This is a genomic window from Pseudomonas sp. L-22-4S-12, assembly GCF_009799935.1.
Taxonomy (GTDB): domain Bacteria; phylum Pseudomonadota; class Gammaproteobacteria; order Pseudomonadales; family Pseudomonadaceae; genus Aquipseudomonas.
Genome location: NZ_WELL01000002.1, coordinates 492,637 through 515,758, shown reverse-complemented (window position 1 = coordinate 515,758; position 23,122 = coordinate 492,637). Strand labels below are relative to the sequence as shown.

22 protein-coding genes are annotated in these 23,122 nt (G+C 67.1%); 4 read left to right on the top strand and 18 right to left on the bottom strand.

Annotation, left to right across the window (positions count from 1 at the left end; all coding sequences use genetic code 11):
- Window positions 1-27 precede the first annotated feature (27 nt).
- Window positions 28-1,374 (top strand): class II 3-deoxy-7-phosphoheptulonate synthase, encoded by a 1,347-nt coding sequence (locus F3I16_RS09020; protein WP_160493368.1) that lies wholly within the window; start codon window positions 28-30, stop codon window positions 1,372-1,374.
- 201 nt (window positions 1,375-1,575) lie between these two features.
- Window positions 1,576-2,328 carry a M48 family metallopeptidase gene (locus tag F3I16_RS09015; protein WP_160493367.1) on the top strand — a complete coding sequence of 251 codons (753 nt, stop codon included), beginning with the start codon at window positions 1,576-1,578 and terminating at the stop codon, window positions 2,326-2,328.
- 109 nt (window positions 2,329-2,437) lie between these two features.
- Here the strand turns inward: F3I16_RS09015 and F3I16_RS09010 are convergent, their stop codons facing one another.
- The 3 genes from F3I16_RS09010 to F3I16_RS09000 are packed head-to-tail and all read right to left on the bottom strand — an operon-like array spanning window position 2,438 to window position 4,166.
- Entirely contained in the window at window positions 2,438-2,887 is a 450-nt protein-coding gene (locus F3I16_RS09010; protein ID WP_160493366.1) for a DUF3291 domain-containing protein, read from the bottom strand.
- A gap of 43 nt (window positions 2,888-2,930) precedes the next feature.
- A complete protein-coding gene (locus tag F3I16_RS09005) occupies window positions 2,931-3,875 on the bottom strand; it encodes a DMT family transporter (protein WP_160493365.1) in 945 nt (314 codons plus the stop codon).
- A 57-nt stretch (window positions 3,876-3,932) separates the two neighbouring features.
- Entirely contained in the window at window positions 3,933-4,166 is a 234-nt protein-coding gene (locus F3I16_RS09000) for a DUF1127 domain-containing protein (protein ID WP_160493364.1), read from the bottom strand.
- A gap of 97 nt (window positions 4,167-4,263) precedes the next feature.
- Here F3I16_RS09000 and F3I16_RS08995 point away from each other — a divergent pair, with 97 nt between their 5' ends.
- Window positions 4,264-5,118 (top strand): LysR family transcriptional regulator, encoded by an 855-nt coding sequence (locus F3I16_RS08995; protein ID WP_160493363.1) that lies wholly within the window; start codon window positions 4,264-4,266, stop codon window positions 5,116-5,118.
- 8 nt (window positions 5,119-5,126) lie between these two features.
- On the opposite strand, the gene F3I16_RS08990 is transcribed toward F3I16_RS08995, so the two are convergent.
- Window positions 5,127-5,882, bottom strand: a complete 756-nt coding sequence (locus tag F3I16_RS08990) for a sulfite exporter TauE/SafE family protein (protein WP_160493362.1) — start codon at window positions 5,880-5,882, stop codon at window positions 5,127-5,129.
- Between the two features lie 100 nt (window positions 5,883-5,982).
- On the opposite strand from F3I16_RS08990, the gene F3I16_RS08985 reads away from it, so the two are divergent.
- The gene (locus tag F3I16_RS08985) at window positions 5,983-6,942 is read left to right on the top strand and encodes a LysR family transcriptional regulator (RefSeq protein WP_160493361.1); all 960 of its coding nucleotides are present in this window, start codon (window positions 5,983-5,985) and stop codon (window positions 6,940-6,942) included.
- 59 nt (window positions 6,943-7,001) lie between these two features.
- On the opposite strand, the gene F3I16_RS08980 is transcribed toward F3I16_RS08985, so the two are convergent.
- The 14 genes from F3I16_RS08980 to benA form a co-directional block, all read right to left on the bottom strand.
- On the bottom strand, window positions 7,002-7,577 hold the full coding sequence (locus F3I16_RS08980; protein ID WP_160079282.1) for an elongation factor P: 576 nt from the start codon (window positions 7,575-7,577) through the stop codon (window positions 7,002-7,004).
- A 34-nt stretch (window positions 7,578-7,611) separates the two neighbouring features.
- Window positions 7,612-8,754, bottom strand: a complete 1,143-nt coding sequence (gene earP / locus F3I16_RS08975; protein WP_160493360.1) for an elongation factor P maturation arginine rhamnosyltransferase EarP — start codon at window positions 8,752-8,754, stop codon at window positions 7,612-7,614.
- A 208-nt stretch (window positions 8,755-8,962) separates the two neighbouring features.
- Window positions 8,963-11,338 (bottom strand): PAS domain S-box protein, encoded by a 2,376-nt coding sequence (locus tag F3I16_RS08970; protein ID WP_160493359.1) that lies wholly within the window; start codon window positions 11,336-11,338, stop codon window positions 8,963-8,965.
- A gap of 122 nt (window positions 11,339-11,460) precedes the next feature.
- A complete protein-coding gene (locus F3I16_RS21355) occupies window positions 11,461-11,928 on the bottom strand; it encodes a methyl-accepting chemotaxis protein (RefSeq protein ID WP_372238582.1) in 468 nt (155 codons plus the stop codon).
- A gap of 578 nt (window positions 11,929-12,506) precedes the next feature.
- Window positions 12,507-13,775: an OprD family porin gene (locus F3I16_RS08960; RefSeq protein WP_160493357.1), complete on the bottom strand. Its 1,269-nt coding sequence runs from the start codon at window positions 13,773-13,775 to the stop codon at window positions 12,507-12,509.
- 119 nt (window positions 13,776-13,894) lie between these two features.
- Window positions 13,895-15,121: a benzoate/H(+) symporter BenE family transporter gene (locus tag F3I16_RS08955; RefSeq protein WP_160493356.1), complete on the bottom strand. Its 1,227-nt coding sequence runs from the start codon at window positions 15,119-15,121 to the stop codon at window positions 13,895-13,897.
- A gap of 149 nt (window positions 15,122-15,270) precedes the next feature.
- A complete protein-coding gene (catA, locus tag F3I16_RS08950) occupies window positions 15,271-16,212 on the bottom strand; it encodes a catechol 1,2-dioxygenase (RefSeq protein WP_160493355.1) in 942 nt (313 codons plus the stop codon).
- Window positions 16,213-16,242: 30 nt separating this feature from the next.
- Entirely contained in the window at window positions 16,243-16,533 is a 291-nt protein-coding gene (catC, locus tag F3I16_RS08945) for a muconolactone Delta-isomerase (RefSeq protein ID WP_160493354.1), read from the bottom strand.
- A gap of 16 nt (window positions 16,534-16,549) precedes the next feature.
- On the bottom strand, window positions 16,550-17,671 hold the full coding sequence (locus F3I16_RS08940) for a muconate cycloisomerase family protein (protein ID WP_160493353.1): 1,122 nt from the start codon (window positions 17,669-17,671) through the stop codon (window positions 16,550-16,552).
- Between the two features lie 28 nt (window positions 17,672-17,699).
- Window positions 17,700-19,040 carry an MFS transporter gene (locus F3I16_RS08935; protein ID WP_160493352.1) on the bottom strand — a complete coding sequence of 447 codons (1,341 nt, stop codon included), beginning with the start codon at window positions 19,038-19,040 and terminating at the stop codon, window positions 17,700-17,702.
- Between the two features lie 118 nt (window positions 19,041-19,158).
- A complete protein-coding gene (locus F3I16_RS08930; protein ID WP_160493351.1) occupies window positions 19,159-19,929 on the bottom strand; it encodes a 1,6-dihydroxycyclohexa-2,4-diene-1-carboxylate dehydrogenase in 771 nt (256 codons plus the stop codon).
- A 105-nt stretch (window positions 19,930-20,034) separates the two neighbouring features.
- Window positions 20,035-21,045, bottom strand: a complete 1,011-nt coding sequence (gene benC, locus F3I16_RS08925) for a benzoate 1,2-dioxygenase electron transfer component BenC (RefSeq protein ID WP_160493350.1) — start codon at window positions 21,043-21,045, stop codon at window positions 20,035-20,037.
- A gap of 81 nt (window positions 21,046-21,126) precedes the next feature.
- The gene (gene benB / locus F3I16_RS08920; protein WP_160493349.1) at window positions 21,127-21,615 is read right to left on the bottom strand and encodes a benzoate 1,2-dioxygenase small subunit; all 489 of its coding nucleotides are present in this window, start codon (window positions 21,613-21,615) and stop codon (window positions 21,127-21,129) included.
- On the bottom strand, window positions 21,616-22,977 hold the full coding sequence (benA, locus tag F3I16_RS08915; RefSeq protein WP_160493348.1) for a benzoate 1,2-dioxygenase large subunit: 1,362 nt from the start codon (window positions 22,975-22,977) through the stop codon (window positions 21,616-21,618). It abuts the gene before it with no gap.
- Window positions 22,978-23,122: the final 145 nt, after the last annotated feature.

Below are 23,122 nucleotides of genomic sequence, written 5' to 3'. Positions count from 1 at the left end.
ATGTACCGCTGATAGCCGAGAAGTCTGATGTCGCAAGCCTGGAGCCCCGAAAGCTGGAGAAGCAAGCCGATCCAGCAGCAACCCCAATACCCGGACGCCGCCCACCTGCAGCAGGTGGAGAAGACCCTGGCCGGCTATCCGCCGCTGGTCTTCGCCGGCGAGGCGCGCGAGCTGCGCCGCCAGTTTGCCGAGGTCACCCAGGGCCGCGCCTTCCTGCTGCAGGGCGGTGACTGCGCGGAAAGCTTCGCCGAGTTTTCCACCCTGAAGATCCGCGACACCTTCAAGGTGCTGCTGCAGATGGCCATCGTCATGACCTTCGCCGCCGGCTGCCCGGTGGTGAAAGTCGGGCGCATGGCCGGCCAGTTCGCCAAGCCGCGCTCGGCCAACGACGAAACCATCGACGGCGTGACCCTGCCGGCCTATCGCGGCGACATCGTTAACGGCATCGGCTTCGACGCCGCCAGCCGCGTGCCGAACCCAGAGCGCCTGCTGCAGGCCTATCACCAGTCCACCGCCAGCCTCAACCTGCTGCGTGCCTTCGCCCAGGGCGGCTTCGCCGACGTGCACCAGGTGCACCAGTGGAACCTGGACTTCATCGCTAATTCCGCCTTGAGCGAGAAGTACCAGCAACTGGCCAACCGCATCGACGAGACCCTGGCCTTCATGCGCGCGGTGGGCATGGACAGCGCGCCGCAACTGCGCGAAGTCAGCTTCTTCACCGCCCACGAGGCCCTGCTGCTCAACTACGAGCAGGCCTTCGTGCGCCAGGACAGCCTCACCGGCGGCTGGTACGACTGCTCCGCGCACATGCTGTGGATCGGCGACCGCACCCGCCAGCTGGACGGCGCCCATGTCGAGTTCCTGCGCGGCGTCGGCAACCCGATCGGGGTCAAGGTCGGCCCGAGCATGGACCCGGACGAGCTGATCCGCCTGATCGATATCCTCAACCCGGACAACGACCCCGGCCGCCTCAACCTGATCGTGCGCATGGGCGCCGACAAGGTCGAAGCGCACTTCCCGCGCCTGCTGCGCAAGGTGCAGGGCGAAGGCCGGCAGGTGCTGTGGAGTTCCGACCCCATGCACGGCAACACCATCAAGGCCAGCAGCGGCTACAAGACCCGCGACTTCGCGCAGATTCTGTCCGAGGTGAAGCAGTTCTTCGCCGTGCACCAGGCCGAGGGCACTTACGCCGGCGGCATTCATATCGAGATGACCGGGCAGAACGTCACCGAGTGCATCGGCGGCGCGCGGCCGATCACCGAGGCCGGCCTATCGGATCGCTACCACACCCACTGCGACCCGCGGATGAACGCCGACCAGTCCCTGGAACTGGCCTTCATGATTGCCGAGACCCTGAAGCAGGTGCGCCGCTAAGCGCCACGGCCCGGAGGGCGCCGCGCGGCGCCCTCTACGCCAAGTGAGACCTGTTTCAGCACTCGCCCCAGACACCTGTGCAACAATTCGCGCAGTCTGCGGGCTCCGGTGTCTTGAGTCCGGAACGTGATCCAGCGCTCTGCAAGCACCGCCCAGCCGGGAATGACTCGCGGCTTATACCCCCACCAAGGAAGATGACCGATGAAACTGCAATTCCCCCTTTCCGCCCTCGCCCTCGCCACCCTGCTCAGCGGCTGCCAGAACATGAGCCCGGACGCCATGCTGCAGACCGGTGTGATGGCCATGCAGGCCGCCACCCTCAGCGATGCCGAGGTGAAGAGCCAGGCCGACCAGGCCTGCATGCAGATGGACGCCGAAGCACCCATCGCCGATGCGGACAGCGAATACACCCAGCGCCTGAACAAGATCGCCGCCAACCTGGGCAACCAGATCCACGGCACCCCGGTGAACTACAAGGTCTACCTGACCGACGAGGTCAACGCCTGGGCCATGGCCAACGGTTGCGTGCGCGTCTACAGCGGCCTGATGGACCTGATGACCGACAACGAAGTGGAAGGCGTGCTCGGCCACGAGATGGGCCACGTCGCCCTCGGCCACACCAAGAAGGCCATGCAGACCGCCTACGCCACTTCCGTGGCACGCAATGCCGCGGCCTACTCGGGCAACAGCACCGCCGCGGCCCTGTCCAGCTCGCAGATCGGCGAGCTGGGTGAGGAACTGGTCAACGCGCAGTTCTCCCAGTCCCAGGAATCCGATGCGGACGACTTCTCCTTCGACCTGCTGACCCAGCGCGGCGTCAAGCGCGAGGGCCTGGTCACCGCCTTCGAGAAGCTGGCCAAGCTGGGCGGCGGCGAGAGCAGCATGTTCGACTCGCACCCGGCCTCCGAGGAGCGTGCCGAGCATATCCGCGCGCGCATCGCCGCCGACAAGTAAGCATCACCCGCCAGGGCTTCACTCGAAGCCCTGCGCATCCCCGGGGCAGACAATCCAGGTCCCGCCGCCAGCCGCACAAGCCGAACCGCCAGATCGTTCAGATGCCGGGCTACCCAGCCGGGGCGGCAAAGCGCGCGCGAAAGCTGAATGCTTCACCAGTCGGCCCCGACCCACGGAGCAGACGCAGACGCTCGGCGGCCTCCCGTACATCCGGCAGATGCCCGGCCGGCACCCACCACAGCACCATGTGCGCCTCGCCCAGGCGGCTGAACCACTCGTTGCGGCGTTTGAGCATCTCGCTATGGGCGGATTTGTAGGCGTAGTCGCTGAGCGACTCGACATCCTGCCAGAGCGACAGATTGACCAGCACCTGCTCGCCGAACGGGCGAATCGCGGTGGCATCGCCCGCCTCGTCCTGCAGACGCCAGACGAAGCCCGGCGAACTCTCGGCCAGGGCATTGATGCGCTCCAGGTTGGCGACGAAGTCGGCCATGCCCGGCGATTCCAGGGGTTCCTTCATGCTGGCGATATTCAGTTGCGCCAGGTGGTAACGGGACATGCTCTCTCTCCTTGATTTCAAGCGACCACGATCAATCTGTTGTTCATTCCTGCCTGGCCAGCCATCGCCCGGCGAGCAGACGCCTGCGCACCCAGGCATGGTTGCTGACCAGCATGATGCCGGCCAGCACCAGCAGCGCGCCGATGACGAAATTGCGGGTCAGCGGCTCATCGAGGATCAGCACGCCGAAGCTGACGCCGAACAGCGGGGTCATGAAGGAAAACACCGCCATGTTCGATGCCAGGTAGCGGCGCAGCAGCCAGAACCAGGCCAGGTAGCTGAAGAAGGACACCACCACACCCTGCAGCAGCACGCTGGCGATGCTGATCGGCGTCCAGCGGATCGGGCCCAGTTGCCCGATTGCCGCGGCATAGCCGAGCAACAGCGCGAAGGCCACGGCCAGCTGATAGAACAGGGTCAGGGTCGGCGGCGCCTCGGACAGCCGCGAGCCGCGCACCACCACGGTGGTCGCGCCCCAGGCCATGCCGGCCAGCAGGCCCAGGCCGTCGCCGAGCAGCCCGTCCTGGTCCATCTCGGCCCAGTCCAGTTCGCCGCCGAAGGCCAGGGCGATGCCGCCGAAACACAGGGCAATGCCGCCCCACTGCAGGGGGCGCAGGCGTTCGCTGGGCAGCAGCAGGTGCAGGCCGAGGGCGGAGAAGATCGGCGCGGTATAGAGAAACACCGCCATGTGCGAGGCCGAGGTGTACTGCAGGCCGCGGGCGATGAAGAAGAACTCCAGGGCGAACAGACCGCCGGCCAGCACCCCGGCGCGCCAGGTGCCGCGCAGCCAGCCCTGCCAGTCGCGCTGCCAGAGCATCACGCCGGCCACCAGCAGCGCGGCGATGCCCGAGCGCAGGGTCACCTGCAGCAAGGGCGCGATATCCGCCGCGGCCAGCTTGATCGCCACCTGCTGGATGCCCCAGATGGCGCACAGCAAAAGCATCAGTTGGAACAGAAATGCATCGGCGCCCTGGCGCGTACTGCTCATGCCCGCGCTCCGGCCCAGATCGAAAACACCATTGCCACTCCTCGATAACACAACCATTCAACGCTTGAGCGGATCGTCCCAGAACGGCCGCTCGCTTTCCTGCAATGCATCGGCCCGGCTCAGGCCGATATCCTTGAGCGCAGACTCATCCAGCGTGGCCAGCAGCCGACGCTGCTCGGCCAGCTGCCACCAGCGCGCCATCTGGCGCCAGGCGGCCAGCAGCAGCGCCAGCGGACGCACCCGCCCGGCACTGATCGATTGGACTACGGCATAACCTTTTTGACCTTTCATCTCGACGCCCTCCCTGTGGGGTTGGCGCCAGTCTCGCGCTGGGATTAAGATCAATCCAACGAATGTTTCTTATGCCAGACATCTGCGAGATTGATCAATGGCCAATTACCCGAGCATCGACACCGAACTGCTGCGCAGCTTCGTCGCCATCGCCGATCTGGGCGGCTTCACCCGCGCGGCCGAGGCGGTCAACCGCACCCAGTCGGCCATCAGCATGCAGATGAAGCGCCTGGAAGAAGACGTGCTGCAGCGCCCGCTGTTCCAGCGCGACGGCCGCCAGGTGCGCCTCACCGCCGAAGGCCAGGTGCTGCTCGGCTATGCCCGGCGCATCCTCAAGCTGCATGGCGAGGTGTTCAATACCCTGCGCGAGCCGCACATGGTCGGCTCGGTGCGCATCGGCACACCGGACGACTACGTGATGCGCTTCATGCCCGGCATCCTCGCCCGCTTCGCCCAGGCCTACCCGCTGGTGCAGGTGGAGCTGCACTGCGAGCCGTCCTACCAGCTGCTGCAACGCCAGGACCTCGACCTGACCATCGTCACCCGCGAGCCGGGCAAGGAAATCGGCCAGCTGCTGCGCCAGGAACGCTTCGTCTGGGCCGAGGCCATCGGCTTCAGCCCCCACGAACAGACGCCCATGCCGCTGGCCATGTTCAATGCCGACTGCTTCTGCCGCGCCTGGGCCTGCAACGCCCTGGACGCCATGGAGCGCGAGTACCGCATCGCCTACACCAGCCCCAGCCTGTCGGCGATCTTCGCCGTGGTCAGCGCCGGCCTGGCGGTCACCGCCCAGCTGCAGAGCCTGATCACCCCGGACATGCGCATCATCGGCGAGGCCGAAGGCCTGCCGACGCTGCCGATGACCAGCATCGTGCTGCTGCGTAGCCAGCACAGCCAGTCGCAGGTCACGGAAACCCTGGCCGAGCATATCGTCGAAGGCTTCCGCCTCTAGAACCCAGCCTATTGCAGCAGCAGGCCTGCCGAGCAGGCCAGCAGGAAGCCGCAGAACAGCAGGCGCAGCAGCCTGTCCGGCACGGCATGGGCCATACGCACGCCCCAGCTGATGCTGAGCAGACCGCCACAGGACAGCGCCAGCCCCATGCCCCAATCGACCTGGCCGTGGGCGGCGAACGTGACCAGGGTCACCGCGGTACTCGGCAAGGCCATGGCCAGCGCCAGACCTTGCGCCAGCACCTGGCTCAGACCGAACACACTGGTCAGCACCGGCGTGGCCACCACCGCGCCACCCACGCCGAACAGGCCGCCAGCCAGCCCGGCAACGCTACCCAGCAGCGCCAGCTGCCTCGTACCGGGCGTCTGCGCACCCTGCGCCGCCAGCGCCAGGGGCCGGTACAGGCGCCAGCCGTTGTAGAGGATCAGCAGCACCAGGAAACCGACGAACAGGTAGCGCATCAGGCTGTTGGAAAGGCTGGTGGCGACACTCGCCCCGAGCAGCGCCCAGCAGAAGCCCGCCAGCGCCAGCACACCCGCCCAGCGCCAGTTGAGGCGGTTGCGCTGGTGGTAGCGCCACAGCGCCAGCATCACGTTCGGCACCACCATGACCAGCGCCGTACCCTGGGCCAGGTGCTGATCCAGGCCGAACAGCAGGCCCAGCATGGGGATCGCGACCAGGCCACCGCCAATGCCGAACAGCCCACCGATGGTGCCCAGGCACAGGCCCAGGCCGATATTGATCAGCACTTCACTCAACAGCATGCGACCTCCGCATTCAGAGGCACCCATGCTAATCAGCGCTACTTGGATCGGAAACGCACAAAGATGCACAATGGCTGTGCCATAAACGCACAGGCATGCCATGAATCCGACCCAGCTCAGCGAGCAACTCGACCTCTTCCTCGCCGTGCTGGAAAGCGGCAGCTTCTCCGCGGCCGCGCGCCTGCACCAGCTGACGCCCTCGGCCGTGGCACGGCGCATGGACAACCTGGAACAGGCGCTCGGGGTCAACCTGTTCCTGCGCAGCACCCACGCGGTACGGGCCACCCAGGCGGGCGTCGCCTTCGCCGAACGCAGCCGACGCATCCTCGACGAACTGCGCCTGGCCCGTGCCGAGGCCGTGTCGCTGAGCAGCGCCCAGGAAGGCCTGATCCGCATCGACGCACCGAGCCCCTTCGGTCGCCGCCACCTGGCCCCGGCCATCGCCGACTTCCTCGCGCTGAACCCCGGCCTGGATGTGCAACTGCGCCTGATCGACAGCTTCATCGACCTGGACGGCGAGCACCTGGGCGAGGTCGATGTGGTGATCCGCATCGGCCCGCTCGGCGACAGCCGCCTGGTCGCCACGCCGCTGGCCTCGATGCTGCGCATCGCCTGCGCCAGCCCGGCCTATCTGCGCCGACGCGGCACACCGCTGAGCCCGCAGGAGCTGGCTGGCCACGACGGCCTCGACTGGGACACCCTGGCGCCGCCCTACGCCTGGCGCTTTGCCCACCAGGGCAAGCTGCAGCTATGCCGCCCCGGCCGCCTGCGCATGACCAGCAACAACTGCGAAACCCTGATCCACGGCGTGTGCAACGGCCTGGGCATCGCCCACCTGCCGACCTGGCTGGCCAGCGAATACCTGCTGCGCGGCGAGCTGCAACCCCTGTTCTGCAACAACGGCCTGCCGCCCCCCGAACCCAGCAGCATCTACGCCCTGCGCCTGGAGCGCGAAACCAGCCCGCGTGTGCGTCTGCTGCTGGCCTTCCTCAGCGAACGCTTCGGCCACCCGCCGCCCTGGGACCAGGCCCTGCACAGCCGCCTGCCAGTTGGCAGCTGAAATGAAAGAGCCCGGCACAATGGCCGGGCTCTTTGTCACACGCGGTACAGGCGGAAGGCTTAGGCCTGCGGCGCCTGGGTGCGGCCCTTGTAGGAACCGTCGCGGGTGTCGATCTCGATCCAGTCGTCGATGTTGCAGAAGTCTGCAACCTTGACTTCGGTACCGTTGCTCAGCTTGGCCGGCTTCATGACTTTGCCGGAGGTGTCGCCACGGGCGGAGCCTTCGGTGTAGGCGATCTGGCGCACGATGGTGGTCGGCAGGTCGACGGAGATCACCTTGCCTTCGAAGAACACGGCTTCGCAGACGTCGGTCATGCCTTCTTCGATGAACGGCAGAACGCTTTCCAGGTCTTCTTCGCGCAGTTCGTAGGAGTTGAACTCCGGGTCCATGAACACGTAGTCGGTGCCGCTGATGTAGGACAGGGTCACTTCCTTGCGCTCAAGGATAACCGGCTCCATCTTGTCGTCGGCCTTGTAAACGGTCTCGGTCTTGGAGCCGTTGATCAGGTTCTTCAGCTTCATTTTGACGATGGCGCTGTTACGACCGGACTTGGTGAACTCGGCTTTCTGGATCAGCCAAGGTTGACCGTCGATCAGGGCCACACTGTTGGGTTTCATTTCTTGTGCGGTTTTCATACGAATATCCGGATTTTGATGGAGGTACGAATTTCTAAGCCGCGCATGATAGCCAATTTCGGTAAAACTCTGCCAGCGCCGCGGCAAGATCAGGACGAGAGGCTTGCTGCGCGGCCCAGCGCTCGGCCTGTTCGGCCACTTCTGGCCAGACCTGTTCCAGCGCCAGCCAGCTCTCGCCCATGCCCTGCCCGGCGTTCCACGCCCGCCACAAACCGGCCACGGCGCTCGCCGCGGCCGGCGACAGCTCGGCCAGGTACAGCGCCAGGAAGGCTTCGAGCTTGTCCCAGTGCGCCTGCTCGTCCTGCTCGTAGATGTGCCAGAGCAGCGGCCGCGCGGCCCACTGGGCGCGCACGAAGGAATCCTCGCCGCGCACCGCGTTGAAGTCGCAGGCCCACAGCAGCAGGTCGTAATCCTCCTGACGGAGGAACGGCAGCAGCTGGATGCGCAGATTGCCGCGCTGCCAGCTGTGGCCGGGGAGCAGCTCGCCCTCGCCCAGCCAGCGCTGCAGATCGCCGAGGATGCGCCCTTGCGGCACCAGCAACTGGGTCGGCCGGGCGCCGGCGGCCAGCACGTCCAGCCATTCGCCCAGGCCCGGATTCTCGTAGGCGAACAGCGAGATCAGCCGGGCCCCGGGCAGCGGTGGCACGCCCAGGCCGGCGAGAAAGGCCTGGCGCGCTTGCGGATCGGCCTGGAAGGTCTGGCGCCGGGCCAGCAGGTCGCCTTCGCGCAGCAGCCCGCCGGTGTCGGCGCGAAAGCCGGGGAAGAAGAAGAACTTCTGCAGGCCGCCCGGCTGCGGCGACGGCAGGCCGTGGCAGCCGCCGACCCAGGCCTCGGCGCTCAGGTATTCCAGGTTCAGCCACAGCGGCTGGCGCGGGCGCGCCGCCATCGCCGCGGCAAAGGCCGCCGGCAGGTGGCAGGCGAAGGCCTCGATCACCACGTCGGCGGGCTCCACTGCCGCCCAGTCGGCCGGCCAGTGGCAGACCGTGACGCCCGCGATGAGCTGCTGCGCCGCCGCCGGATCGGCCTGCGGGCACAGGCGCTGCAGCGCCGCCAGGTCGTCGACCCACAGGCGCACGGCCGCGCCCTGCTCGGCCACCAGCTGGCGCGCCAGGCGCCAGGTCACCCCGATATCGCCGTAGTTGTCCACCACGGTGCAGAAAATGTCCCAACGCGCCATCGGTCGTCCCCAGCCAACAATCGGCGCACCTTAAGCGCTTGGCCCGCGCAGGGAAAGCCCCCCGCTCAGAACCTGTTTACGATCTCGCGAGCTAGAGCCAGACAAGGCGAAACTGGCCGAGGGAGCGGAGTTTACGAGCTGTAAATGAGCATCCTGAGGCCAGTTTTAACGCGGTATGGCCGACGCGCAGCAGATCGTAAACAGGTTCTCAGGGCGCCAGGACAAAGCAACTGCGCCCCGCCTGCTTGGCCTGGTACAGCGCCTGGTCGGCCTTCTCCAGCAAGGACTGCACACAGGGCGTCTGCCCGTCGAGCATGGCCACGCCGATGCTGGTGGAAACCTGCAGCTGGTGCTGGCGGATGTGCAGCGGCTCGGCCATGGCATCGATGATCTTGGCCGCCACCTCGCAGGCATGCCCGACCGACGGCAGGTGCTGCAGCAGGATGACGAACTCGTCGCCGCCCAGGCGGGCCACCGCGTCGCTGGCGCGCACGTGGCGCTCCAGGCGTGCGGCGAAGACCTGCAGCACCTCGTCGCCCACCGCATGGCCCAGGCTGTCGTTGATCTCCTTGAAGTGGTCGACGTCCAGGTACAGCAAGGCCAGGCCAAGGCTGCCGGGGCCGTGCTCGGCGAGCGCGTGCTCCAGCGCCTCCATCAGGGCCGGCCGGTTGAGCAGCCCGGTCAGGCTGTCGCGCAGGGCGCGCAGGCGGAACTGCTGCTCCAGCGCCCAGCGTTCGGTGATGTCCCAGAGAATCAGGTAGAAGCCGCGCACCTCACCGCCGACATCCCGCTCCGGCACGTAGCGCGCCTCCAGGTAGCGCTCGTTGTCCTGCACCTTGAGCGCCCGCTCGAAGGAGGTCTGCTGGCCCGCCAGGGCCCGCTGCACATGGGGCTGGATGAAGCCGTACTCCTGCGCCCCGAGCAGTTCGAGCAGGGTATGCCCGAGGCACTGCGCCTCGATCTTGCCGAAGGTCTGCAGGAACGGCTTGTTGCAGTAGCGCAGCACCTCCCGCGTGTCGATGAAGGCCACCACGGCCGGAATCGCATCGGTGACCGAGCGCAGCAGCTGCTGATTGAGCAGCACCTCCTGCTCGGTGCGCTTGCGTTCGGTGACGTCGCGCATGAAGGCGCTGAACTCGCGCTGCGCACCGCTGCCACTGGTGCTGATGGTGATTTCCACGATCAGTTCGCTGCCATCCTTGCGCAGGGCCGGCAACTCGACGCGCTGGTTGATCACCGGGCCCTGGCCGGTCTCGAGAAAGCGCGCCATGCCCTGGTGATGGGCGTCACGCAGGCGCTCGGGGATGATCAGCGAGGTCAGCGGGCGGCCGATCACCTCGCCACGCGTCCAGCCGAAGATCCGGCTCGCCTCGGAGTTCCAGTCGCACACCACGCCCTGCCGGTCGACGCAGACGAAGGCCTCGTGGGAGCTCTCGATGATGCGCTGGGTGCGCTCCATGTTGGCGCGCAGCACCGCCTCGGAGGCCATGCGCTTGGCCACCTCCGCGGTGCGCTCGGCCAGCAGGCGCTGGTTGTTCTCGAAATCGACCTGATGGCCCAGCTCCGAGCCGAGCAGGCCGGCCATCAGCTGCAGGGTCTGCACATCGGTGGCGCTGAAGGCATTGGCCTGCTGCGCCATGATCTTCAGCACGCCCACCGCCTTGCCGGCCAGCAGCAGGGGCGCCACCACCATCGAGGCCACGCCGATCCGCCGGCAGGCCTCGCGGTCGACCCGCGGATCCTCCTCGGTATCCGGCGACATCAGCACCGAGGCCGAACGCACGCACAGCCCGGACAGGCTGTTGCCCAGCGCCAGGCGCAGGCCGACGAAAGGCGCCACGCTGCCACAGGCCGCGCGATAGACCATCTCCTCGCCCTCGACCAGCTCCACCACGACGCCCGAGGCCGGGGTCAGCGCCTGCATCTGCTGCACCATCAGCTCGAGGAACGGATCGAGATCCAGCTCGGCCTGGGCCAGGCGGGCCTGGGTGGCGATGATCCGCGCTAGGTTGTCGCTGTGCGACTGCAACTGGCGCAGCAGGTACTCGCCCTTCTGCACCTCGGCCAGCAGGTGGGTGTTGACCCGCTCGATCAGCTGGGTGCGCTCGTGCACCTGTTCCTGCAGGCGCTCCTGGACCTGGACCAGGGCCTCGGCGGCGCGCTTCTGGTCGTCGATATCGGTACAGGTGCCCAGCCATTTGACGATCTGCCCGCCGGCCCCGCGCAGCGGTTCGGCACGCCCCAGGTGCCAGCGGTAGGTCTGGTCGGCGGGCCGCAGGAAGCGGTACTCCATGGCATAAGCCTCGCCACTGGCCAGGGCCTGCCGCCAGCGCGCCAGGGTGGGCTGCAGATCGTCCGGGTGGAGCATTTCCTGCCAGCCGGTTTCGCTCGGCGTGGCGGGCCTGGAGCCGATGTAGTCCCACCAGCGCCGGTTGAAATAGTCGACCACGCCATCGGCCCGGGCGGTCCACACGATCAGCGGCAGGCCATCGGCCATCTGGCGAAACCAGCGTTCGCCATCGACGTCATGCAGGGCCCGGGCGAAATCGGTGGCCAGGGTGGTATCGAGGTCAGCTTCGCTCATCGCGCATCCGCCGGGGCTGGATCGAGGCAGGGAGTGGTGTCGGTTCTCCCTAACAGTAGTCCAGCATCCCTGGCCCGGCGCGCAGGCAGTGGGCGCCCACCCCGCGCGGCGCCAGGCCCCGTTCAGCCGGGAGCGTCGGCCGCCGCGCACAGCGCCTGCAGGTGCAGGGTGCGTTCGCGCTGGCCGGCCAGCTGGGCGACGATGCGCAGCACGATCTCCTGGCGCGCCTGGGCGCCGGCGCGCATCTCGGCCATGGCCTGCAGGGCCGCGCCGGTGGTGCCCAGGCCGTTGCGGGTGGAGTCGGCGGCCTGCTGCATGCCGAGCCGCGCCTCATCGGCCGAACGCTGCAGGCTGCCGGCGATCTGGCGGATCTGCTCGCTGGAGTCGTTGGCGCGGGTGGCCAGGTGGCGCACCTCGTCGGCGACCACGGCAAAGCCGCGGCCCTGCTCGCCGGCCCGCGCCGCCTCGATGGCGGCATTGAGCGCCAGCAGGTTGGTCTGCCGGGCGATGTCCTGGATGCCGCCGACCAGCGCGGCGATGCGCGTGGACTGCGCGCCCAGCTCGTTGAACAGCTGCTCCACCTCGCCCATGTAGCCGCTGAGCTGCTCGATGGCAGCCGCCGCGGCCTGGATGCTGGTCGCGCTGGCCTGCACCTTCTCGCCGCCGGCGCGGGCCAGTTCGGTGGCGTACTGCATGTCCGCCTCGCTGCGCTGGATGCTGTCGAGCAACTCGCCCAGCGGCTGGCCCAGGTCCGGCAGCAGCGGCGCAGCCGGCGGCTCGGCGCTGGGCGCTGCCGGCACGGGCACCGGCACCTCGACATAGAAGGTCTGCGGCGCGGGCAACGGCCCGCGCCTGGCATAGGCGATGGCCGCCAGCAGGCCGCACAGCAGCGCGGCGCCGAGCGCCCAGACGGCAAATGCGCCCGGCCACAGGGCGCCCAGCACGCACAGCGCGGCCAGGCCCTGCCACCAGGGCGCGTGGGAATAACGCAACATAATCACTCCTTGAATTGAAAGGCGATGAGCCCATTGCATGTTGCAAGGGCAACCAGGTGCAGGTTGGGTTGAGGAGCAACGCGACGAAACCCAACGGGCATGCCGTGGGGCCCGTTGGGCTTCGCTGCGCTCAACACCAACCTACGTCCTTGCAGGGTGTGCCAATCAGGCGCTTACAGCAGGTTCCAGGTGTAGTTGAAGATCAGCCGGTTCTCGTCGATGTCGCTGCGGTAGTTGGAGCGCGCGGTGACGTTGCGTACGCGCACGCCGAGGCCCTTCAGCGCGCCGCTCTGCACCACGTAGCCGATATCCAGGTCGCGCTCGAAGTCCTCACCCTCGAAGCCGCGGCCGGTGTCGACGTTGTCGCCCTCAATGTAGCGCACCCCGGCGATCAGCCCCGGCACGCCGAGGGCGCCGAAGTCGTAGTCGTAGCGCACCTGCCAGGAACGCTCGTCGGCCGAGGCGAACTCGTAGGTCGGCACCTCATTGCCCAGCGGCGCGATGTTGGCGAACACCCGCGGGAAGGCGCTGTCGCCGTACATGGCCTGGTAGCCCAGGTAGAAGGTGTGGCCGCCGTGCTTGGCCGACAGCAGGGAGAAGAACGCCTGGTTGTCGATGTCGCCGAGCAGGCGGTCGCCGTCCTCCTGGGCGTCGTAGTAGCCGAGGTTGGCGCCGAGGGTCCAGGCGCCCAGCGGCTGGCTGTGCTTGAGGCCGAGGAAGCGCTGGTTGTAGATGTCCTCCAGCTGGCCGTACCAGGCGCTGGCGGTGCTGCGCGCGGCATTGAAGGCGTAGTCGCCGCCGGCATAGTTGAAGGCCTCGCTGACCGCGCCGCGCTGCGGCAGGTGGCCGAGCATGGCGATCATCTGGTCGTCGCCGGCCTCGTTGCGCAGGCTGGTGGAGTTGAGGTGGCCGGCCTGCAGGGTCAACCCGGCGATCTCGCTGGAGCTGAGATTCACCCCCTGGTAGCTCGGCGGCAGCAGGCGGATATCGGAAAACGCCAGCACCGGCTGGTTCGGCTGCAGCTCGCCGACCTTCAGCTCGGTCTTGGACAGGCGCACCTTGCCGGTCACGCCCAGGCGGCTGTAGTCGTCGGCCGCCTCGCCGTCGTCCTGCACCGGCAGCAGGCCGCTGTTGACCCGCCCGCGGCCGCTGTCGAGCTTGATGCCGAGCAGGCCGATGGCGTCCACGCCGAAACCCAGCGGGCCCTCGGTATAGCCGGACTTGATGTTGAGAATGAAACCCTGGGCCCACTCCTCTGCCCGGGACTGCTGGTTCGGCCCGACTATGTCGGAGAAGTCGCGGCTGAAGTAGTAGTTGCGGGCGTTCAGGGTCGCGCTGCTGCCGTCGATGAAACCGCCTTCTGCGGCGCTGGCCAGGCCGGGGATCGCCGCGGCAATGGCCGTGCACAGAAGGCTGGAGTGGCGTTTGTGGATGTTGTTCATGCAAGTGCTCTTGTTGTTATTACCAGGTTGCAGAAACCCGCCCCGGCCCCTGACGGGACCCGGCATCGCAAGATCGGGCGGGATGGAGCGCCGCCTGCGCACCCGCGCAGGCGGCCGATTCAGGGCTGGCGGGCCGGCGCGGCGGGCTCGACCAGTGGCGTGGCGGCGGCCGGCGCCGGGCGTGTTCGCCAGCTCAGCAGCAGGTGCGCGGCGATGCCGAACAGCAGGCCCCAGAAGGCCGCGGACAGGCCGAGCAAACTCATACCCGAGGCGCTGACCAGGAAGGTGATCAGCGCCGCCTCGCGGTCATCCGGCTGGCCCATGGCACCCGCCAGCGCGTTACCTATCGCGCCGAATAGCGCGAGGCCGGCCAGGGCGGCGATCAGCGCCTGGGGAAAGGCGGCGAACAGCGACACCAGGGTGGCGCCGAACAGGCCGAACAGCAGGTACACCGCGCCGCCGACCACCGCCGAGACATAACGCTTGTCCGCCTGTTCATGGGCCTCGCGGCTGGTGCAGATGGCCGCGGTGATCGCCGCCAGATTCAGCCCATGGCAGGCGAACGGCGCCAGCAGCAGGCTGCCCAGGGCGCTGCCGGTGATGATCGGGCTGGCCGGGGTTTGGTAGCCGGCGGCGCGCAGCACCGCCATGCCCGGCACGAACTGCCCGGTGAGCGCCACCAGCACCAGCGGCAGGGCGATGTTGAGGGTCGCCGCCAGGCTGAACTCGGGGCTGATCCACAGCGGCGTGGCCAGTTCGAACACCAGCGCCTCCTGGCGCAGCTGGCCGCTGGCCAGGGCGATCAGGGTGCCGACCAGCAGCACGGCCATCACCGCATAGCGCGGCGCCAGGCGCTTGACCAGCAGGTAGGTGGCGAACATCGCCAGGACCAGGCCGGGCTGCTCGTCGACGGAGAGGAACAGCCGGGCGCCGAAGCTGAACAGGATGCCGGCGAGCATGGCCGCGGCAATGGCGCCGGGCAGCTTGCCAATGATGCGGTCGAAGGTGCCGGACAGGCCGACCAAGAGGATGATCAGGTTGCTCACCAGATAGGCGCCGACCGCCTGGTTCAGGCTGACCTGCGGCAGCAAGGACACCAGCAGCGCCGAACCCGGCGCCGACCAGGCGATGACGATGGGCACCCGGTAGCGCAGGCTGAGGACGATGCCGAGCACGGCGCTGCCGATGGAGATGGCCCACACCCAGGAGGCCACCACGGCATGGGACAGGCCGGCGCTGTCGGCGGCCTGGAAGATGATCACCAGCGGCCCCGCGTAGGAGATGACCGTGGCGATAAAGCCGGCGACCAGCGCCGACAGGGAGAAATCGCGGAACAAGGCGTGCATGGGGCCTCGCAAGGTAGGCATGGCGTTCCTTATGGAACACTCTTGTTGTAATGGCTCCGTAGGGTGCGCCGCGCGCACCACCAACCCCGTGCGCGGGGCCTGGTGCGCACGGCGCACCCTACAAGAGCGGTAACCCAGCCCGGGTGCGCTCAGGCCTGCTGCAGGGCGCGCGGACGGGCGCTGCGCTGCTCGGCGGCCGGAGCCGGGGCCTTCTGCAGCTGGAAGTTGAATTCCAGGGTGGCGAAGCGGCTGCCTTCGAGGCCCCGGTCGCGGGCCGCGGCGGCGTCCTCGACGAACTGGATGTCGCCGACCAGGCCGTCGCGGGTGGCGTAGGCGAAGTCGTCCCACAGGTACTGCTCGCCGGCCAGGTTGATCTGGGTGGTCAGGTGGCGATGGCCCGGCGAGGAGATGAAGAAGTGGATATGCGCCGGGCGCTGGCCGTGGCGGCCGAGCAGGTCCAGGCATTCCTGGGTCGGGCCGTCCGGGGCGCAGCCGTAGCCGCAGGGCACGATGCTGCGGGCGCGGTAGCGGCCCTCGGCGTCGGTGACGATGCGCCGGCGCAGGTTGTAGGCGCTCTGGCTCTTGTCGAAGTAGGAGTAGTTGCCCTGGGTGTTGGCATGCCACAGGTCGACTACGGCGCCAGCGACCGGCTGGCCGTCGGTGTCGCGCACCACGCCTTCGAGGAACATCACGGTGGCCTGGTCCAGCTCAGTGCCATCGTCCATCCGCGCCTCGCCTTCAACCAGCGGAGCGCCGGCCACGTACAGCGGGCCTTCGATGGTGCGTGGGGTGCCGCCGACGAGGCCGACCTGGGCGTCCTTGGCGTCCTGCAGCAGGTCGAGGAAGTGCTCCAGACCCAGGCCGGCCACCAGCAGGCCGACTTCATTGCGCCCGCCCAGGCGGTTGAGGTAGTCGACGGTCTTCCAGAACTCGTCGTCGCTGATTTCCAGGTCTTCGATGATCTTCGCCGCGTCGTTGATGATGCGCAGCATGATCTGCTTGACCCGTGGGCTGCCCTGGTCGTTGTTGAGGCCGCTGGCCTCCTTGAACAGGTCCTGGACTTCGGCAGTGTGGCTGACTTTGACGGTCATGATGGTTTCCTCGCTTGTTGTTGTCGGGGCTTAGCGGTCGTCGCTGTGAATCGACGAGGGATGGCGGCAGATGCCGTCGATTTCGATATCCATGTAGGGGAACAGCGGCAGCTGCAGCAGGGTGTCGTGCAGGGCCTCGACGCTGGCCACGTCGAATACGCTGTAGTTGGCGTAGTGCCCGGCGATGCGCCACAGGTGGCGCCACTTGCCTTCGCGCATCAGGCTTTGGGCCAGTTCCTTCTCATCGGCCTTGAGCCGGGCGGCCTGGGCCGGGTCCATGTCGGCCGGCAGGCGGACGGTCATCTTTACGTGGAACAGCATGGGAATTTCCTCCGTTTCACTTGCGGGCGAAGAACGCCAGGCGCTCTTCGTCCAGGGTCAGGCCGAGGCCGGGGGTGCGCGGCACCTGCAGGGCGAAGTCGCGGTAGACCGGCGCCTCGCTGACGATTTCTTCGGTCAGCAGCAGCGGGCCGAACAGTTCGGTGCCCCAGGTCAGCTGGCGCAGGGTGACGAAGGCATGGGCCGAGGCCAGGGTGCCGATGGCGCCTTCGAGCATGGTCCCGCCGTACAGGGCGATACCGGCCGCTTCGGCGATCTGCGCGGTGCGCAGCACGGCGCGCGGGCCACCGTTCTTGGCGATCTTCAGGGCGAAGATGCTGGCCGCCCCATCGGCGGCCAGGCTGAAGGCGTCCTCGACGCTCTCGATCGATTCGTCGGCCATGATCGGCGCCGGGCTGCGCTGATTCAGGCGCACCTGCCCGGCCCGGTTGATCCGCGAAATGGGCTGCTCGATCAGGTCGATGCCGTTGTCGCCCAGCACCTGGCAGGCGCGGATGGCCTGGGACTCGTCCCAGCCCTGGTTGACGTCGACGCGCACGCTGGCGCGCTCGCCCAGGGCTTGCTTGATGGCAATGACGTGCTGGAGATCCTGGCTCACCGGGTTGGCGCCGATCTTCAGCTTGAAGATGCGATGCCGGCGGATATCGAGCATCTGCTCGGCCTCGGCGATGTCCTCGGCGGTGTCGCCTGAGGCCAGGGTCCAGGCCACTTCCAGGCTGTCGCGTACGCGGCCGCCGAGCAGCTCGCTGACGGGCAGGCCCAGGCGCTTGCCCTGGGCGTCGAGCAGCGCGCTTTCCAGGCCGGACTTGGCGAAGGTGTTGCCCTTGGCCGCCTTGTCCAGGCGCAGCATGGCGGCATTGATATTGGCCGCGCCCTGACCGACCAGCAGCGGGCCCAGGTGGCTGTCGATGTTCCGCTTGATGCTCTCCGGGCTCTCGTTGCCATAGGCCAGGCCACCGATGGTGGTCGACTCGCCGATGCCTTCGAGGCCGTCGCTGCAGCGCACGCGGATCACCACCAGGGTCTGCTGCTGCATCGTATGCATCGCCAGCTTGTGCGGGCGGATGGTCGGCAGGTCGACGATCACCGCCGACACGCTTTCGATCAGGACTTGGCTCATTTCACGCTTCCAGTTAGAGGGTTAAGGCTCAGGCCTTGGCGCCGGCCAGCTCGGCGGCCGGGCTCTGCCGGCGCTTGGCGCTGATGGCGAACACGCACATGGCGATGGCGGCGATGGCGCCGGGGATGGCAAAGGCCATGAAGTTCAGTTGCAGCGGCAGGTTGATGCCCATCAGCGCACCGCCCAGCAGCGGCCCGACGATGGCGCCGTTGCGGCCGATGCCCGAGGCCCAACCGAGGCCCGTGGAGCGGATCGACAGGCCGTAGAACTGCGCGGCCCCGGCGTACAGCAGGATCTGCGTGCCGATGGTGGTGGCGCCGGCGATGAAGATCAGGCCGTACAGCAGCGGCGTCGGGCTCTTGAAGCCGAGCAGGCTGATCGACAGGGCGGCGGCGACGAAGAAGCCGACCATCACCTTGCTCAGGTTGAAGCGGTCGCCCAGCCAGCCGCCGAGGATGGCGCCGGCCATGCCGCCGAAGTTCAGGGCCAGCAGGAACGACAGGCTGGAACCCAGGCTGTAGCCGGCGTTGGCCATCAGCTTGGGCAGCCAGGAACTCAGCGCGTAGACCATCAGCAGGCAGCAGAAGAACGCCAGCCACAGGCACAGGGTGCGCAGCGCGCGGCCGTCGCGGAACAGCTCGAACACGGCCACGCCCTTGCCCTTGGTGTCGCTCAGCAGCAGCTGGTCATCGGCGCCGATCGCCCGCTCGCCATCCACTCGATTGAGGATGGCGCGGGCCTGTACCAGCCGGCCCTGGCGCACCAGGAAGCCGACCGATTCCGGCAGCAGCCAGAGGATCAGCGGCAACAGCAGCAGCGGCACGGCGGCGGCGAAGAACATCGACTCCCAGCCGAAGCGCGGCAGCATGTAGATGCCGACGCCGGCCGAGAGCATGCCGCCCACCGAGTAGCCGCTGAACATGATGGCCACCAGGGTGCTGCGCAGTTTCTTCGGCGCGTACTCGTTCATCAGCGCCACGGCATTGGGCATCAGGCCGCCGCAGCCGAGGCCGGCGAGGAAACGGCAGATGCCGAACTCGGTGGGGTTGCTGGCGAAGCCGTTGACGATGGTGGCGCCGGAGAACAGGGCGAAGCAGATGGCGATGCCCTTCTTGCGCCCGATCTTGTCGGCCAGGGTGCCGAAGCACAGGGCGCCGAACATCATGCCGAACAGCGCATAGCTGCCCAGGGCGCCGGCCTGCAGCGGGGTCATGCCCCACTCCTTCATCAGCACCGGCAGGACCACGCCGTAGATGAACAGGTCGTAGCCGTCGAAGATCAGCAGCAGTGCGCAGAGGCACATGACCATCCAGTGGAAGCGCGTGAAACGCGCGTTGTCGATGACTTGGTGGACGTCTATCTGTCGCATGGCAAGGTTCTCTCTGTTGTTTTTGTAGTGGAAAACTCGTGTGGTGCTTTTGTAGGAGCCAGCTTGCTGGCGATGCTCCGGCGGATCGCCAGCAAGCTGGCTCCTACAGGGATCGTGCTCAGCCCAGATCGCCACCGCCCACCGGCAGGGTCACGCCGGTGATATAGGAGGCCTCGTCGGAAGCCAGGAAGAGGATGGCGCCGACCTGTTCGTCGATCGTGCCGTAGCGCTTCATCAGGCTGCTGTCCAAGGTCTGGTCGACTATCTGCTGGTACCAGGCCTGTTCCTGCTCGCTCGGCGCGGCGCTGTTGCGCGGGATGCGCCGCGGCGGCGCCTCGGTGCCGCCGGGAGCGGTGGCGTTGACGCGGATGCCGCGCTCGGCGGTCTCGAACGCCAGGCAGGCGGTCAGCGCGTTGACGCCGCCCTTGGCCGCGCCGTAAGGCACGCGATTGACCCCGCGGGTGGCGATGGAGGAGACGTTGACGATGGCGCCATGACCCTGCTCCAGCATGTGCGGCAGCGCGGCGTGGCAGCACCACAAAGTGGGGAACAGCGAGCGGCGCACCTCGGCCTCGATCTGCGCCGTTTCGTAGTGCTCGAACGGCTTGGCCCAGATGGTGCCGCCGACGTTGTTGATCAGGATGTCCAGGCGGCCGAAGCGCGCCACGGCGGCCTGCATCACGCCCTGGCAGTCGCCGGCCTGTTCCAGGTCGGCGGTCAGGCACAGCACGTTGCCGCCCAGTTGCTCATTGAGCTCAAAGACCAGCTCGGAGCGGTCCACCGCCACCACCTGTGCGCCCTCCTCCAGCATCCGCTCGGCGACCCGGCGACCGATGCCCTGGGCGGCGCCGGTAACCACGGCGACCTTGTCTTGGAAACGCTTGTTCATCTGTTGCACCTCAATCTCGACTCGTAGGAGCGGCTTCAGCCGCGAAGCTCTTGCACAATGGTTCGCGGCTGAAGCCGCTCCTACAAAAGCACCGGGCTGCGTGCCTCAAGCGCTGGCGGCGAACTTCTCGTAGTAGAAATTGGCCGGGGCGATGCCCTGCTCGCGGATGAACCGGCTGACGGCCTCGACCATCGGTGGCGGGCCGCACAGGTAGATGTCCACTTCGCCGTCGTTGAGGTGCTTGGGTTCGATGTGCTGGGTCACGTAACCCTTGTGCGGGTACTGGCTGTCCGGGTTGGCCACACAGGCGCTGTAGCTGAAGTTGGGGATGCGCGCGGCCAGGGCTTCCAGCTTGTCCATCTCGACCAGGTCGAAGTCGTTGGTCACCCCGTAGATCAGGTGCAGGGGATGGGCGCTGCCCTGCTCGGCGATCTTCTCCAGCATCGCGGTGAAGGGCGCCAGGCCGGTGCCGCCGGCCAGCAGCAGCAACGGCCGCTTGATCTCGCGCAGGTAGAAGCTGCCCAGCGGGCCGGCCAGGGTCATGCTGTCGCCGGCCTTGGCCAGGCCGGTGAGGAAGCTGCTCATCAGCCCGCCCGGCACGTTGCGGATCAGGAAGCTGACTTCGCCGTCCTTGGGCAGGCTGCTGAACGAGTAGGCGCGGGTCTGCTCGCTGCCCGGCACCTTGAGGTTGACGTACTGGCCCGGCAGGAAGGCCAGCTGGTTGAGCGCCTCGCCCTTGATCGACAGGGCGATGGTGCTGTCGGAGAGCTGGCGCACCGCGCTGATGGCCGCCTCGAAGCTGGCCTGCTGGGTCTTGCACAGGTCACTGGAAGCCGGCACACGGATCACGCAATCGCTCTCGGCGCGCATCTGGCAGGTCAGCACATAGCCCTGCTCGGCTTCGTCTGCGCTCAAAGCGTCCTCGATATAGTCGTCACCGAGGTCGTAGCGGCCGCCTTCGGCGAAGCACTTGCAGGCACCGCAGGCGCCGTCGCGGCAATCCAGCGGGATGTTGATGCCCTGGCGGTAGGCGGCATCGGCGACGGTTTCGCCGACCTTGGCATCGATGAAGCGGGTAACCCCGTCTTCGAAATTAAGGGCGATCTTGTGGCTCATGGCGCACCTCGCTAGGCAGTTTTGGCATGCAGCAACCCGTGACGGGAGCCCAGGGCTCCCGCCGGCAACGCTGCATCGGACTTAAATGTGGTAAACGTCGATGACCTGGCGCACGTAGTCGTTCTTCAGGACCACCTTCTTGGCCTTGATCAGCGGGTTCTCGCCACGCGTATCGAGGGTGTAGAAGCTGGTGCCGTAGAAGTGGTCGACGGTCTTGTAGCGAAAGCTCAGGGTGTGCCAGTTAAAGCGAACCCGGCACAGACCCTCTGCCTGCTCAACGATCTCGATGTTGTTGATGTTGTGCGAAGTGCGGGTGTCCGGAATGGTCGCACTGGAGCGCTCGGTGCGGATGCGGAACACCCGGTCTTCCAGGCCGCTGCGGTTGCCGTACCAGATCAGCGAGATCTCGGTCTGCGGGTTTTCCACCAGCTCGTCCTTGTCGTCCCAGGCCGGCATCCAGAACTCGGCGTCCGGGGCATACAGCTCCAGCCACTCGTCCCACTGCTTGTCGTCCAGGTAGCGCGCCTCGCGGTAGAGGAAATCGCGCACGGCTTCGTAAGTCAGGCTCATTTACGCGCCCTCCACATGGATCAGCTGGTCCTGCTGCTTCTGCAGCGCCTCGATCATCTGCTGCTGCCAGTAGTGGTGCTGCAGCACGAACAGGCCTTCGTCTTCGGTGCGCACGCCGCTCATCAGCGGGTGCAGGTCGATTTCCTGGGCCGACTCGTCGGCGCCGTCGACCCAGTGCTTGGCCCCGCGGGACATGTCGTTCCATTCCATGGCACGGCCGGCAAAACCCTGCTGGCAGGCGCGGAACTCTTCCAGGTCATCGGGGGTGGCCATGCCGGAGACGTTGAAGAAGTCTTCGTACTGGCGGATGCGGCGGGAGCGGGCCTCGGCGCACTCGCCCTTGGGCGCGATGCAGTAGATGGTCACTTCGGTCTTGTCCACCGACAGCGGCCGGGCCACGCGCAGCTGCGAGCCGAACTGGTCCATCAGGTACAGGTTGGGGTACAGGCAGAGGTTGCGCGAATGGCCGATCATCCAGTCGGCGCGAGCCTCGCCGAACTCGGCGGCCAGGCGCTCGCGGTCGGCGAACAGCGGGCGGTCCTCCGGGTTGTCCCAGCGGGTCCAGAGCAGCAGGTGGCCGTTCTCGAAGGAGTAGAAACCGCCGCCCTTCTTGCCCCAGCCGCCGGCGCTCATGGCGCGGATGTCGTCGCCCGCCTCTTTCAGCTTGCGCTGCTGCTGGGTGGCGGCGTAGTTCCAGTGCACGGCGGTGACGTGGTAGCCGTCGGCGCCGTTCTCGGCCTGCAGTTTCCAGTTGCCCTCATACACATAGGTGCTGGAACCGCGCAGCACTTCCAGGCCTTCGCTGGACTGGTCGCAGATCATGTCGATGATCTTCTTCGACTCGCCGAGGAACTCTTCCAGTGGCGCCACGTCCTCGCGCAGGCTGCCAAACAGGAAGCCGCGGTAGGACTCGAAACGCGCGACCTTCTTCAGGTCATGGGAGCCATCGCAGTCGAAGCTGTCCGGGTAGCCGGCTTCCTTGGGGTCTTTGACCTTGAGCAGCTTGCCGTTGTTGTTGAAGGTCCAGCCATGGAACGGGCAGGTGTAGGTGGCCTTGTTGCCGCTCTTGAAGCGGCAGAGCATGGCGCCGCGGTGGCTGCAGGCGTTGATAAAGGCGTTGAGCTCACCCTCCTTGTTGCGCGCGATGAAGATCGGCTGGCGCCCCATGTGGGTGGTGTAGTAGTCGTTGTTCTGCGGGATCTGGCTTTCGTGGGCCAGGTACAGCCAGTTGCCTTCGAAGATGTGCTGCATCTCCAGGTCGAACAGGCGCGGGTCGGTGAACATCTCCCGCTTGCAGCGGAAAATGCCCTGTTCTTTGTCTTCTTGCAGCAGGCCGTTCAGGTAGTCGAGTCCCAGGTTCATCGCCATGGCTCCGTTGTTATTGTGTCAACGGTATGAAGGCTATGGCTTGGGACTGACGGGCAATATCCGCTTTGTGCAGGACCTTTATCCGTTTTCTGCAAAACCCGGCGCGGCGCGACCAAAGTCGTAGAAGCCAATGAGTACG